Source organism: Daejeonella sp. (genome assembly GCF_037719425.1).
Lineage (GTDB): Bacteria > Bacteroidota > Bacteroidia > Sphingobacteriales > Sphingobacteriaceae > Daejeonella.
The window spans coordinates 28,020-42,617 of record NZ_JBBJNI010000011.1 but is presented as its reverse complement, the minus strand read 5'-3'; the positions used below and the strand labels follow the sequence as shown (position 1 = coordinate 42,617).

Here is a 14,598-nt window from a genome sequence, read left to right as displayed (position 1 = left end):
CCCTTCATTACCATAGCAGCCTTGTCATCCCGACGAAAGTCGGGACCTCCTCATAGAACCTATCGAAAGTCGGGACCTCCTCATAGAACCTATCGAAAGTCGGGACCTCTTCATAGAATCTATCGAAAGTCGGGGCCTCAATCACAGAAACTTATTGAAAGTTGGGATTAGTTATAGATATCAATGGAAATCTTTTAAAATTCACCTAACCAATATCTATTCCGTAGTTTTGCAGAAATTAACCAAATCGAAAATTATACTAACCAATGTCGCTTCAGGAAAATATAGATAAGGATATCAAATCCGCCATGTTGAGCAAGGATGGAGCCCGCTTACGTGGATTGAGGGCTATCAAAGCTGCGCTGTTGGTTGCCAAAAGCGAAAAAGGGGCAACAGATGTGTTAACAGAAGAAGCTGAAGTAAAAGTGCTGCAGAAATTAGTGAAACAGCGTAAAGAGTCGGCAGAGATTTACCAGGAACAAAAACGGGATGATCTCTATCAGATCGAATTTGAAGAAATGCAGGTAATCGAAGCCTATCTTCCAAAACAAATGGCGCGCGATGAGGTTGCTGCTTACGTGAAAGATGCAATTCAGCGGTCGGGTGCAGAGAGTATGAAAGATATGGGTAAAGTGATGGGATTAGTCAATAAGGAATTGACCGGGAAAGCTGATGGCAAGACAATCTCTGAGCTTGTAAAAGAGCTCCTGGCCTAACGGGAATGCTCATTTTAGCAATTAGGTACAATAACTTATATTTATAAGCATATAAATTAGTTTTTATACTGATTTTACTTTTAGACTTATATCTTAGCAGGTAACACGATACACGCACTTGACAATTCTATGGAGTTCGCAATAAAGGAAGAAAACGGTTTTAAATACATTGACGAAGGCGAAGGCGAAACACTAGTACTGCTTCATGGTTTGATGGGAGCGCTGAGTAACTGGACTGAAGTGGTGAACGAGTTCAAAAACGAATATAGGGTCATTATTCCCCTTTTGCCTTTATACGATCTGCCGCTGCTTACCACCGGCGTGAAAACGCTGGCAAAGTTTGTTCACAAGTTTGTTAAATATAAAAACCTTAAAAATATTACTGTTCTGGGAAATTCTTTGGGGGGACATGTTGGCCTTATCTACACGTTAAGCCACCCAGAGGATGTTAAAGCGTTAGTACTTACCGGAAGCTCTGGTTTATATGAGAATGCATTCGGCGGATCATTTCCCAGGCGGGAGAGCTATGATTTCATTAAAGAGAAGGTTGAATACACATTCTATGATCCGGCTACGGCAACAAAGGAACTTGTAGACGAAGTGTTCCAGATTGTTAACGACAGGGTTAAAGTGATAAAGATACTGGCAATGGCTAAATCAGCAATACGCCATAATATGTCAAAAGACGTTCATAAGATAATAGTCCCAGTATGTCTGATATGGGGCCGAGAGGATAGAATCACCCCGCCGGAAGTTGCCATTGAATTTAATCAGCTGCTTCCTGATTCAGAGCTGAATTGGGTCGAAAAATGCGGACATGCCCCGATGATGGAACAACCTGCGGAATTTAACGTATATCTAAGAAAGTTCCTCGATAAACAAAAAGAGTAGATTATGTATGCACGTGAACTCATATCTGATGCCATTCCCCCGGTAAAAACTTCTGATACCATTCAGAAGGTTATGGAAAGGATGGCTGAGTTCAGAGTAAATCACTTGCCCATAGTTAATGACCAGCAGTTTCTGGGATTGATCTCTGATGAGGATCTGATTGAGACACCTGACCTTACTTTTCCCATTGGAGGGCTAAGTTTATCACTTCATAACCCTTTTGTCTTTCAGGAGCAGCATGTTTATGACGTTATCCGCCTGTTTTACGAGCAAAAGCTTAGTATAGTTCCGGTGCTGGATGCTCATAAGAATTACAAAGGACTAATCTCTATAAATACGATGATGGAGCATGTTGCCACGATAACTTCGGTGAAGGAACCGGGCAGTATTATTATCCTCGAAATCAATAACCGGAATAATTCATTATCGCATATTGCACAGATTGTGGAATCGAATAATGCACAGATATTAAGTTCTTATATCGAGTCGTTCCCTGACTCGACGCGTCTGGAGGTTACTCTCAAGCTTAACCGAACAGATATATCCTCTATTTTAGCTTCTTTTTTAAGGTACGATTATAATGTCAAGGCCACATTCAATGATACAAAAGCAGATGATGGCACATCCGACAGATATGACCAGCTTATGAATTACCTTGACATCTAAAAAATCAGCATGAAGATTGCAATTTATGGCAGGCAGTTCAATAATACCGTTTTGCCTCATGTTCAGATGGTTTTTGACAGCCTCGCTCAGTTTGATATTGAGCCTTTTGTGTTTGATAAGTATAATCACTTCATCTCCGGAAAAATACACTTTCCAAAGAAGTTCCAAATCTTCAGAAATCACCATGACCTGATCGCAGGGAAAGTCGACGTAGTGATAAGCCTTGGAGGCGATGGAACCCTGCTTGATACGGTAACGCTTATATGTAATTCAAATATTCCGGTAATAGGGATAAATTTTGGCCGGCTTGGCTTTTTGGCGAGCATTAACAAGAATGACATCGCAACTGCAATACAGAGTCTTGTAAATAAAGAATTTACTCTGGACCGGAGAGAGCAGTTGATGCTTGACTCAGATCTTAACCTTTTCGGTAATGAAAACTTTGCGCTAAATGATATTACGATACACAAACGTGATACATCCGCGATGATGATTGTTCATGCATATCTTAATGGAGATTTTCTGAACTCGTACTGGGCAGATGGTTTAATTGTAGCAACCCCCACCGGTTCCACAGCTTATTCGTTAAGCTGCGGCGGGCCAATCATTCTCCCTGGTTCGGGAAATATGGTAGTAACGCCCATTTCTCCGCATAACCTGAATGTGCGGCCTATCGTTCTTTCTGATAACAACATTCTTTCTTTCGAAATTGAGGGAAGGAGCTCAAAATACCTCGTTACCTGTGATTCGCGCACAGAAGTAATCGATGCATCAATTAAAATCAAGGTCAGAAAGGCAGATTTTGGGATTAATTTGATTAGGCTGAATAATGAAAACTATTTATCTACGTTAAGGAACAAATTGCTTTGGGGAATAGACACAAGAAACTATTAAGTAAATTCTTTTAATGCGCCGGCTAATCCTTATTATTTGTTTCTTTTCACAAAGTTATATTGCCCTATCCCAAACCTGGGAAGCTGGCGTTTCAGCAGGGGCTGCGGGGTATATGGGCGACCTAAACCCGGTCAAACCGTACACATTCACGGACCCGGTATTTGGCGGGCAAATCAAACGTAATTTTAATGGCCACTGGTCGGCTAAAGTCGGCTTTATGAGCTGTACCATTCAAGGCGACGACGCAAAGTCGTCTAATGGCTATCAGATTGACCGTAACTTACAATTCCGTACTGCTTTATCTGAATTATCTCTGCAAGCAGAATTAAACCTCTTTAACTATTTGCCTGGGGGGCTTCCGGGTTTTGGCTCTAGAAGGTTTAGCCCGTACTTATTTACAGGTGTGGGGGCGCTAGCCTTTAACCCGGTTGCGGACTATAACGGCAGCGAAGTTGAATTGCATCCGCTTCAGACAGAAGGTGTCGATTATAAAAAACAAGCCCTGTCAGCCATTTATGGCGCAGGGGTAAAATATAATTTAAGTGGTAACTGGAACATTATTGGTGAGCTGGGTTATCGTACAGCTTTTACAGATTATCTTGATGATGTAAGTGCCAGATATCCGGATTTTGCAGCGAATCCGCCAGCTAGTCCAACTACACCAGCCTTATCAGACCGTTCCCTTAGCCAGAGTGGAAGCCCGGGCGTGCAGCGGGGAGATTTCAGGCCGAGAGATACATACATGTTCACGGCGATCAGCCTTACTTACACCTTCGTTTCTATCAAATGTCCTACGTTTTGAATGTTTGTTGGTGTCTTTGAATGTTTGTTGGTGTCTTTGAATGTTTGTTGGTGTCCCACCAACAAACGAGATGCCGTGAGGTATAGATGTTGGTGTCTTCACCAACGCGAATTTAATTGGTGAAGACACCAATTATCCCAAATGATATTAAAGCCTGGTTGGTGGGACACCAACCAGGAATAGACACCAACCAGGAATAGACACCAACCAGACAGAGAGTAAATTTGCTGGTTCAAATGACGTATCTGTTTTCATTCAAGTAGTAAAGAAGACCCGATTATTCGTACCTTTGCAGCTCTAATTTTCAGGGTTACATATTTTAGCCGTGTTTTAGATTAGCGTTATTCAATGAGTTTGATTGATCAAATAGATAAGGAGCGGCTTCCGCAGCATGTTGCCATTATAATGGATGGAAACGGCCGCTGGGCTAAGGAGAAGGGGAAGCTCCGTGTTTTCGGCCACCAAAATGGGGTAGTATCTGTTAGAGACACGGTTGAAGGTGCGGTAGAGTTAGGCATAAAGCATCTAACGTTATATGCCTTTTCAACCGAGAACTGGAACAGGCCGAAGCTGGAGGTAATGGCTTTGATGGAATTGCTCGTATCTACTATAAACAAGGAAACAAAAACGCTGATGAAAAATGGTGTGCGATTAAATGCCATTGGAAATCTAAAGTCGCTTCCGGAGAAATGTTACCGGCAACTGAAAGAGACGATTGAAAAGACTTCAGGCAATACCGCCTGTACGCTGACGCTCGCTTTAAGTTATAGCTCAAGGTGGGAGATTACCGAGGCGGCTAAATTACTTGCTACAGATGTGCAAGAAGGAAAGCTGAAGCTGGAGAACATTACTGAAGATATTTTTGCATCGTATTTAAGTACCTCAGGTATGCCTGACCCCGAGCTGATGATTCGCACAAGCGGAGAACACAGGATCAGTAATTACCTGCTTTGGCAGCTTGCTTATTCCGAGCTGTATTTTACTTCAAAGCTGTGGCCCGACTTCAGAAGAGAGGACCTTTTTGAGGCTGTTATTGATTTTCAAAAGCGTGAAAGGCGCTTTGGAATGACCAGTGAACAATTGAACTAATTTTAACTTTAACACTTTTTAACAAGTGATTAGCTTATTTTAGCACCGTTAAACACGAGAAATGAACCGTATTTTAATTATAATATTTTTACTTATTTCAGGTACATCTGCGATGGCGCAGTTTGGAAGAACCGGAACGCAGCAACCTGCCAGAACCGCCCCGACGAGTTCTGAAATTAGTTATCTTAATCCGCAGGAATTTACCATTGGAGGTACTACCGTGAGTGGTACTCAATTTTTGGATAAGGCAGTTCTGATAACAATCTCTAAGCTTACCACAGGCGATAAGATCATGGTCCCTGGCGATGCTACGTCAAATGCAGTTAAAAACCTATGGGGTCAGGGATTGTTTGATGACGTTAAATTGAATATAGCTGAGATCCGGGGAGATTCTATCTTTTTTGATATTGTTGTGGTTGAGCGTCCGCGCCTTACAAGGATAGAACTGCTGGGCTTGAAGAAAGGTGAAGTAACGGATATCAAAGCTAAGTTAGCTGATAAAACAGGGAAGGTTGTTAATGAGAATTTGATCAAAACAACAACTGACATCATCAAAAAGCACTACAACGAAAAGGGCTATCTCTATACAGATGTTTCCATTGCGCAAAAGAAGGATACCGCGGAAGCTAATAATATGATATTAGACATTACGGTTGATAAGAACAAACGGGTAAAAATTGATGAGGTAGTTTTTACCGGGAATAAAGACTTTAAGGAAAAGACCCTCAAAAAATATTTGAAGAAAACCAAGGAGCGTGCTTTTTATAAAGTGTTTGGTTCAGCCAAATTCCTGCAGGCTAAATATGATGAAGACAAGCTCGCGCTTATCGCAAAAATGCACGAAAAGGGTTACAGAGATGCAGAGATAGTAAGCGATTCGACCTACCGGTCAAGTGAGAACGGGGTTACAGTTAAGATAAATCTTTACGAAGGCCCTAAATATTATTTTGGAAATATAACTTTTGCCGGGAATGCTAAATATCCGCGTGAATTCCTGGAAACACTGCTTTCTATTAAAAAAGGAGAAGTGTTTAGCGAAGAGAAGCTTACCAGGAAACTTTCAAGCAGCCCGAATGGGGATGACATTTCATCACTTTATCTGAATGATGGGTACCTGACGTTTAATGTTGACCCGATCCAAACGAAGATATATGGTGATACTATAGATCTGGAGATAAGGATGTACGAAGGTCCGCAGTACACTGTCAATAAAGTTATGGTGAAGGGTAATGACCTTACGAATGATAAAGTTATCCTGAGAGAGATCCGTACTAAGCCGGGACAGAAATTCTCAAAAGAGCTTATTGTTCGGAGTACTCGTGAGATTGCCCAGTTAGGAAATTTCGATGACACTAAAACAGATCCTAAGCCTATAAATATCAATCCGAACGAAGGTACAGTAGACATCGAGTATAACGTTGTTGAAAAGCCCTCAGATCAGATCGAGCTTTCCGGTGGTTTCGGAGGCGGACGTGTGGTAGGTACACTTGGCCTCACATTCAATAACTTTTCGGCCCGTAATTTATTTAACATGAGTGCATGGAAACCGCTTCCAAAGGGCGACGGACAGAAATTGAGTATCAGGGGCCAGACGAATGGTAAATTCTACCAGTCATACAGCTTCTCTTTCTCAGAGCCTTGGCTGGGCGGCAAGAAGCCCATTTATTTCGGTATCAGTGCGTTTACATCTTTACAGTCTAATGGCTTACGCGATAGCGATTTAGATCAGCAGAAGATCCGCCTAAACGGTATGACCTTCACCTTAGGACAGCGTTTGAAATGGCCGGATGATTATTTCCAGGCAAATACATCGATTAACCTGCAGCAATACAAGTTGAACAATTATAACCAGTTCATCTTCGCAACAGGAACATCGTATAACTTCAATTTAACTCAGGAAATTAGCCGCAGTTCAATTGACGCGCCGATCTTCCCTACGTCAGGTTCTAACCTTAAACTTACTGTGCAGGCAACACCGCCGTATTCTTTATTGAATAATAAGAACTATACAATTGCTACTGATAAGGAAAAATATAAGTTCACGGAATATCATAAATGGAAATTCGAATCTCAGTGGTTCCAAAGGATATACGGCAAACTTGTTTTAAAGGCTCAGGCACAATTCGGTTTATTGGGAATATATAACACTGCTGTTGGCCAGTCTGCATTTGAACGGTTTAAGCTTGGTGGAGATGGTATGCAGGGCTTTGATTACCTCCAGGGTTCTGAAATCATTGCCATGCGTGGTTATGCGAATAATGCTGTTATTCCATCCGGGTCTAATCCAACTATTGCTCAGGGTTCTGGGAGCCCGATCTTCAATAAATACGTATTGGAGCTAAGACACCCGATAACTGCCAGCCAGTCTGCTACCATATTTGTTCTTGCCTTTGCAGAAGGTGGTAACACATGGAACTCTTTCCGAGATTTTGCTCCCTTTAATGTCCGGAGAACTGCCGGTGTTGGAGCACGCGTCTTTTTACCTATATTCGGATTACTTGGTATTGACTACGGTTTTGCCTTTGATAAAATTCCTGGTGTGGGTGATGACAATGGAAGGCAACCTTTTACGTTTAGTATTTCACAAGCATTAAATGGTGGTTTCAATTAATTAAAATGAAGAGAGTAATTTTCGGTACTTTATTATTATTTTTAATATCATTTACGGCATCAGCACAACGGTTTGCCTATGTTGATAGTGATTATATTTTGAAGCATATTCCCGAGTATACGTCGTCCCAAAAGCAATTAGACGCATTATCAGCCCAATGGCAAAAGGATGTTGACTCAAGGTTTGCGGATATAGAAAGATTATTTAAAGCATATCAGGCCGACCAGGTTTTGCTAACTGAAGACATGCGCAAGCGCCGGGAAGCAGATATAATTGAAAAAGAAAACGCCGCCAAGGAATTTCAAAGACTCAAATTTGGGTTTGAGGGCGAGCTTTTTCAGGTACGTACACGACTTATAAAGCCGATCCAGGATCGTGTTGCTAAAGCGATACAGGCTGTTGCCGATGCTCAGCAGCTGGATATGATCTTTGATAAAAATAGCGAGATCACACTATTATTTGCTAGTCCGCGTTTAGACAAGAGCAATGATGTAGTTACACGCCTTGGTTTTAAGCCAGGTACATTTGTTACCAAATAGAAAGCTCTCATAAATCATAAACAAAAACAGAATAAACAATAAGAAAACACAATGAAGAAATTAGTTAGAATAGGATTAGTTGCAGCAGGATTATTCATGGCTGGAAATGCGGCAAACGCTCAACAGAAATTTGGTCACATCAATTCTGCAGATCTTTTACAATCTATGCCTGAAATGAAAACAGCAGATGCGAACTTTCAGACCTTTGCTAAACAAAAGCAAACTGAATTAGAATTAATGGATGCAGAACGTACAAAAAAGATCACTCTATACAACGATAAAACAAAAACATTAAGCGAGGCTAATAAAGAATCTCTTGGAAAAGAAATAGAGGTTCTTGTAAAACAAATTCAGGATATGGAAAAACGTATCACTGAAACTCAGGAGAAATCCCAGGAGTTGTTAACTACAAAACGTACTGAACTTTATCAGCCGGTATTTAAGAAAGCTGAAGATGCAGTTAAGGTTGTAGCAAAAGAAAAAGGCTTTGCATATGTGTTTGATGTTTCACAACCAGGTGTTGTGTATTTCGATGGCGGCGAAGATTTATTGGCAGCTGTTAAAGCTAAGCTTGGAATAACTACTGCGAGCAAATAAGAAGAGTTTTTTTAATTGAAAGAAAGCGTAATCGTGCGGTTGCGCTTTTTTTTGTTGAACGCTTAAAGGCAGAAAGCGTAAAGCTCAAAGCTCTGCACATCGTCTCACCGATCTTTGCACCCTTATTATAAACTTTTTTCTTCTTGCTTTTAGCTTTCTGCTTTCAGCCGTCAGCTTTCTTCCTTATTTTTACCCTATGAGCTCAGCACTACCAATTGGAATTTTTGACTCTGGAATTGGCGGTCTTACCGTAGCCAATGCCATTCGTAAGATCCTTCCGAACGAACAGCTTATCTATTTCGGGGATACAGCGCACATGCCTTATGGCGATAAATCGCCCGAAGCTATAAAATTCTATAGCCTGAAGATTGCTAAATTTCTTCTTGATAAAAATTGCAAGGTGATAGTTATTGCCTGTAATACCGCATCCTCTCATGCATTTCATGAACTGATCCATTTCCTCGGCGACCAGGTGCCCATCATTAATGTTATCGACCCCGTAGTTGATCTGATGGTTAAAAAGGGCGATAATAAAAAGATAGGAGTCATAGGCACGAAATCAACGATCCGTTCTGATGTCTACGCGCGTAAATTTAAGCTGGCAAATCCTGATATTGAGGTGTCATCACTGGCAACACCTTTGCTGGCTCCGATGATCGAGGAGGGTTTTTTTGATAATAATATAAGCAAGACAGTAATTAATTCATATTTATCTTCTTCGAAATTGAAGAAGATCGATAGCCTGATCCTTGCCTGCACTCATTATCCGTTAATCAAGTCGGAGATTTCATCATTTTATAAGGATAAGGTCAAGATCGTTAATACTGCGGAAATTGTAGCCCAGCACGTCAAAGACCGCTTGGCTGAACTTAAGCTTTTGAATGATCAGCCTGCCAAAAAACATCAGTTCTTTGTATCCGATTATACACCGTCATTCGCAAAAAGTACCAGGCTATTCTTTGGGGAGAAGATTAATCTTACACTTAAACCGATATGGGACTAGTAAGAACCAAGAATCAAGTATCAAGAACCAAGACTTCCACACAGCGTACCTGGCGTATCGGGGAAGCGAGGCTCGTTTGCATTTCCGTCCAGTCAGGTAACAGGTAACAGATCTGAAAGATCCAAGAACCAAGACATAAGATTCAAGACTCCATTTCTTGGTTCTTGATTCTTGGCTCTTGATACTTTTATGTAAGTTTGCGTACATAAGCCCGGAGAATTGAATTTCTATCTGACATATGTACTCGTAGCTACCGCTTTATTCGCATTTACAGCCCTATTCACACTATTCGCTTTATATTCTGAAAGAAAGATATCCGCTTTTATGCAGGATCGCCTTGGGCCTATGGAGGTCGGAAAGTACGGTTCTCTACAACCGTTCGCCGACATTTTGAAGATGTTCCAGAAGGAGTTCATCATTCCCTCTGCAGCAGATAAGATACTTTTCACACTTGCCCCGATCGTGATATTTGTTTCGGTATATCTGGGATTCGCGGCACTGCCATGGGCTCCTGGACTGAGCCCTTCGTCTTTGAACCTGGGTTTGTTCTACATTTTCGCAATCCTATCGATGGAAACCATCGGAATTCTGATGGCAGGCTGGGGCTCAAATAACAAGTATGCACTGCTTGGTTCCATGAGATCAGTGGCACAGATGGTTTCTTATGAGATACCCGCAGGTATTGCCTTAATCTCTGCTGTAATGATATCCCAGACATTCAATTTGCAGGAAGTCAGCATAAAGCAGGGGATACTTTCTAACGAAACTATTCTTTTTTTTGGCGTGTGGGATGTGAGTTCGATAGGAGGGTTTCTCGCATGGAATATATTTCAAGCCCCGCATTTGATCCTCGCATATCTTATTTACTTTATTGCATCGCTAGCGGAGTGTAATCGTGCCCCTTTTGACCTCCCGGAAGCGGAGTCTGAGCTGGTTGCAGGATTCCATATCGAGTATTCGGGCTTGCGCTTTGCTTTTGTATTTCTGGCCGAATATTCAATGATGTTCCTTGTTGGCATGATAGGGGTTATCCTGTTCCTTGGCGGATGGAATACGCTGCTGCCGAACATCGGTTCGGTTAAGCTTGCGGAATGGACTACGGGGCTCGGATGGGGAATATTCTGGGTGCTTATAAAAACACTTCTCGTGGTTGCAGTGCAGATCTGGATCAGATGGACCTTACCGCGTTTGAGAGTTGACCAGCTCATGGGTTTTTGCTGGAAGGTTTTAACTCCTATTGCATTTTTATGTATGCTGATCTCCGGTATCTGGCGTCTGACTATGATGTAACATATATTTTAGATGGTAGGAAAGCTTTTTAATGTCTTTAGAACAATCGGGAAAGGTTTAAAACTTACCCTGGGGCATTTTTTTGCTGCAACTAAAAGCCGTGAGATAAAGCCGATCACGGATAGCAATTACTTCGCTCAGAAAACGGGTACTACCACAATCCAATATCCACATCAGAAACTTCCTTTGCCGGAAGTTGGACGATATCAGCTGGATGTAGAAATGGATGATTGCATAGTATGCGATCTGTGCGCTAAGATCTGTCCGGTGGACTGTATCGAAATTGAAAGCATAAAGTCAACAGAAGCGATAGGAAAAACATCTGATGGAACAACCAAGCGTTTATATGCGGCCAGGTTCGATATTGATATGGCAAAATGTATGTATTGCGGCCTGTGTACGGTTGTCTGCCCGACCGAATGCATTATTATGACAGATACCTACGACCGCAGTACGCTGACATTGAATGAAATGATTTATAAATTTTCCGATATGACTGCCGCTGATGCTGAGGAAAAGCGGATCGCCCTGGAAAAGCAAAATGCCGAACGCATGGCAGCGAAGGAAGCAGCAATGCAAACTTATAGAAATAAAGAATGAGTGCGGAACAAATAGTGTTTTACTTTTTTGCTGCGCTGACGCTTATATCAGCGTTTCTGGTGGTTAACATGCAGAACCTGGTCAGGAGCATCTTTCTTTTTTTTGTTACAATTTTTTCGCTGGCGGCGATGTTTGTTTTCGCTCATGCGGATTTTATTGCCGTGACGCAGGTTGTGATATACGTTGGCGGTGTACTGGTGCTGATGCTCTTTGCGTTTATGCTATCCAACCGGGAATTGTTGAGCGGACTTGAACAGTTTACGAGCGGGTTTAAGATTGCACATTTAGCTGGCCTGTTGATATGTGCCGGAATGTTTTTCCTGCTTTATTCAGCAATATCATCAGCCAATGTTACTAACCTCCCCTGGATAAAAAATAGTCATGCCATAGGGCAAAATGATAATACAATTCACCAGATTGGCATTCATACAATGACTCGTTATCTGCTCCCTTTTGAAGTGGTGTCGGTGTTCCTGATGATGGCATTAATTGGCGCAGCACATTTAGCCAGAAAGGAGAAAAGATCATGATCCCATTGTCTCATTTTATGCTGATCAGTGCCGCTCTTTTTTGTATTGGCTTGTACGCGGTGCTGACGAAAAGGAATGCGATACAAGTGCTCATAGGCATTGAATTCATGATCAATGCGGCTATTCTGAATTTTGTGGCTTTTGGCAGATTTGACAGGATCGCTGGCGGCGGTCAAATGTTTGCCTTGTTCGCAATTGTGCTCGCAGCAGCCGGCGTGGCAGTAGCCCTTGCTATAATTTTAAATGTGTATAAGCATTTCAGGACAATAAATCCTGATAAAATTGATACCCTGAAAGATTAAATGGAGGTTTTAAGTTTTTCAGCCAACGCCCTATGCTTGTTGTCCATAATAGCAGTAGCATTCCCGTTTTTGTCCTTTCTTACCATCATGCTGGGGAGAAAGTCTCCCGGGTCTGCTATTTCGATTTTTAATACTAGCATAAGCTTTATTTCTTCCATTTTGGTTTTCATAAGCGTGTGGAATGGCGAGCCTGTGCAGCAGCAGGTTGAATGGTTTTCAATAGGATCGAATGTCTTTTCAGCTGGCATTCTGCTGAATAACCTTTCCGTTCTGATGATGGTTCTTGTTTCGGGGATTTCGGTCCTGGTACACATCTATTCTATCTCTTACATGAAAGGGGATATAAACATTCACAAATATTGGGCTTACCTTGGATTGTTCTGTTTTTCTATGATGGGCCTTGTCGTATCAGACAGCTTATTGCTCATCTACATGTTTTGGGAGCTTGTCGGATTCTCATCATATCTCCTGATCGGCTTCTGGTTTACAAAGGATGCGGCATCCCAGGCTGCAAAGAAGGCCTTTATCATGAACCGGATAGGGGACATCGGTTTTCTAACAGGTCTTATGATCATTTATTCACAGTTCGGGACGTTTGACATCGTTAAGCTTTTCGGTAGTGGGGGAATGATAGATTCTGCCTCTATCGTGGATGGAATATGGATAAGTGCATCGACTGAAATGCCCGTTATTTGGCTCACAATTGCTGGTATCGCCTTTTTTATGGGTGCGATGGCAAAATCGGCGCAATTTCCTCTGCATACCTGGCTTCCGGACGCTATGGAAGGACCGACTTCGGTTTCTGCGTTAATACATGCAGCCACTATGGTGGCAGCCGGGGTGTTCTTGTTGGGGAGGATCTATCCTCTGTTTGACAGCGTGGCATTAAACATCATAACTATAATCGGAGTATTAACGGCCTTTATAGCTGCTACAATTGCCCTAACTCAAAACGACATTAAGCGTATCCTCGCTTATTCAACAATATCTCAATTAGGCTTTATAATAGCCGCGATGGGAATCGGAGCTTATGGAGAAAGCATTTTCCACCTTGCCACCCATGCATTTTTTAAATGTTTATTGTTCCTCGCTGCCGGTGCGGTTATCCATCAGCTCCATCATCACAAAGAGCAGCATAATATGGAGTTTGATCATCAGGATATTCGAATGATGGGCGGATTAAGGAAGCAAATGCCAGTAACCTTTATTGCCATGTGCATTGCAGCTGCAGCGCTTGCAGGACTTCCATTCACTTCTGGGTTTCTTTCCAAGGACGCCATTCTGATCACTTCATTTGAGTGGGCGGAGGGATATCACGGTTTTAAAAAGCTGGTGCCATATATATTAACATTAACCAGTTGGTTAACTGTTTTCTATATCGCGAGACTGATCTTTAAAGTTTTCTTTGGAAAATCCCGGTACACCGACTTGCACGAAGCCCCAACCTCTATGACCCGGATTCTCATGATCCTGTCTTTCGGCAGCTTGTTTATACTATTTTCATTCAACCCATTGTCTTACGATGGCTCATGGATCCTTAAGGGATTCGCTGGTGCCGGGGTTAAAGGTTTCGATCGCCTCCATTTGTTCATTCCAGCTATTGTCACTGTAATAAGTTTGGCGATTATTTTTATAGCCTATAAAGTTTACGGAGGAAGAGCGGTTCAGACATTCCCTGAAAAAGGATTGCTATATCGTTTTTCTAACCGTGCCTGGTATTTTGATAGCTTGTATGATTTTCTGTTTGTAAGATCCACGACCGCTCTTTCCCGTCTGAGTTATAAGTTTGATAAACTGGTGGTCGACGGATTAGTCAATTTGCTGGCGACCCTAACAAATATTATTTCTGAGGTCGCCGATTGGTTTGACCGGAATATTGTTGATGGTCTCGTTAATGGTTTAGCAACTCTTGCACGGAAAACAGGGGATTTCGCACGACAATTTCAGAGTGGAAAGCTGCAGCATTACCTTCTCACAATGCTAACGCTAGTCGTCACATTTTTTATACTAACATACTTCATATGAATTCCATGATAATACTTGTCTGCAAAAACAATAATTTAGGGGG

The 14,598-nt window shown here is 41.9% G+C and carries 15 protein-coding genes; all 15 read left to right on the top strand.

Annotated features, from left to right (window positions below; translation table 11 throughout):
* Nucleotides 1-266: 266 nt before the first annotated feature.
* Nucleotides 267-716 (top strand): GatB/YqeY domain-containing protein, encoded by a 450-nt coding sequence (locus WKF69_RS02850; protein WP_340379396.1) that lies wholly within the window; start codon nt 267-269, stop codon nt 714-716.
* Between the two features lie 129 nt (nt 717-845).
* Nucleotides 846-1,607, top strand: coding sequence for an alpha/beta hydrolase (locus WKF69_RS02845; protein ID WP_340379395.1), 762 nt, complete (start codon nt 846-848; stop codon nt 1,605-1,607).
* A gap of 3 nt (nt 1,608-1,610) precedes the next feature.
* Nucleotides 1,611-2,273 (top strand): CBS domain-containing protein, encoded by a 663-nt coding sequence (locus WKF69_RS02840; RefSeq protein WP_340379394.1) that lies wholly within the window; start codon nt 1,611-1,613, stop codon nt 2,271-2,273.
* 9 nt (nt 2,274-2,282) lie between these two features.
* Nucleotides 2,283-3,167 carry an NAD kinase gene (locus WKF69_RS02835; RefSeq protein ID WP_340379393.1) on the top strand — a complete coding sequence of 295 codons (885 nt, stop codon included), beginning with the start codon at nt 2,283-2,285 and terminating at the stop codon, nt 3,165-3,167.
* Nucleotides 3,168-3,180: 13 nt separating this feature from the next.
* Nucleotides 3,181-3,969 carry a DUF6089 family protein gene (locus WKF69_RS02830; RefSeq protein ID WP_340379392.1) on the top strand — a complete coding sequence of 263 codons (789 nt, stop codon included), beginning with the start codon at nt 3,181-3,183 and terminating at the stop codon, nt 3,967-3,969.
* A gap of 348 nt (nt 3,970-4,317) precedes the next feature.
* On the top strand, nt 4,318-5,058 hold the full coding sequence (locus WKF69_RS02825; RefSeq protein WP_340379391.1) for an isoprenyl transferase: 741 nt from the start codon (nt 4,318-4,320) through the stop codon (nt 5,056-5,058).
* 61 nt (nt 5,059-5,119) lie between these two features.
* A complete protein-coding gene (bamA, locus tag WKF69_RS02820; RefSeq protein WP_340379390.1) occupies nt 5,120-7,669 on the top strand; it encodes an outer membrane protein assembly factor BamA in 2,550 nt (849 codons plus the stop codon).
* A 5-nt stretch (nt 7,670-7,674) separates the two neighbouring features.
* Nucleotides 7,675-8,208 carry an OmpH family outer membrane protein gene (locus tag WKF69_RS02815; protein ID WP_340379389.1) on the top strand — a complete coding sequence of 178 codons (534 nt, stop codon included), beginning with the start codon at nt 7,675-7,677 and terminating at the stop codon, nt 8,206-8,208.
* A 51-nt stretch (nt 8,209-8,259) separates the two neighbouring features.
* Nucleotides 8,260-8,805 carry an OmpH family outer membrane protein gene (locus tag WKF69_RS02810; protein WP_340379388.1) on the top strand — a complete coding sequence of 182 codons (546 nt, stop codon included), beginning with the start codon at nt 8,260-8,262 and terminating at the stop codon, nt 8,803-8,805.
* Between the two features lie 196 nt (nt 8,806-9,001).
* Entirely contained in the window at nt 9,002-9,808 is an 807-nt protein-coding gene (gene murI / locus WKF69_RS02805) for a glutamate racemase (RefSeq protein WP_340379387.1), read from the top strand.
* A 219-nt stretch (nt 9,809-10,027) separates the two neighbouring features.
* Nucleotides 10,028-11,098, top strand: a complete 1,071-nt coding sequence (gene nuoH, locus WKF69_RS02800) for an NADH-quinone oxidoreductase subunit NuoH (protein ID WP_340379385.1) — start codon at nt 10,028-10,030, stop codon at nt 11,096-11,098.
* A gap of 12 nt (nt 11,099-11,110) precedes the next feature.
* Nucleotides 11,111-11,698 (top strand): NADH-quinone oxidoreductase subunit I, encoded by a 588-nt coding sequence (locus WKF69_RS02795; RefSeq protein ID WP_340379383.1) that lies wholly within the window; start codon nt 11,111-11,113, stop codon nt 11,696-11,698.
* A complete protein-coding gene (locus WKF69_RS02790) occupies nt 11,695-12,228 on the top strand; it encodes an NADH-quinone oxidoreductase subunit J (RefSeq protein ID WP_340379381.1) in 534 nt (177 codons plus the stop codon). The genes WKF69_RS02795 and WKF69_RS02790 overlap by 4 nt, the downstream gene beginning before the upstream one ends.
* Nucleotides 12,225-12,530: an NADH-quinone oxidoreductase subunit NuoK gene (nuoK, locus tag WKF69_RS02785; protein ID WP_340379379.1), complete on the top strand. Its 306-nt coding sequence runs from the start codon at nt 12,225-12,227 to the stop codon at nt 12,528-12,530. The genes WKF69_RS02790 and nuoK overlap by 4 nt, the downstream gene beginning before the upstream one ends.
* Nucleotides 12,531-14,555, top strand: coding sequence for an NADH-quinone oxidoreductase subunit L (gene nuoL / locus WKF69_RS02780; protein WP_340379377.1), 2,025 nt, complete (start codon nt 12,531-12,533; stop codon nt 14,553-14,555).
* Nucleotides 14,556-14,598: the final 43 nt, after the last annotated feature.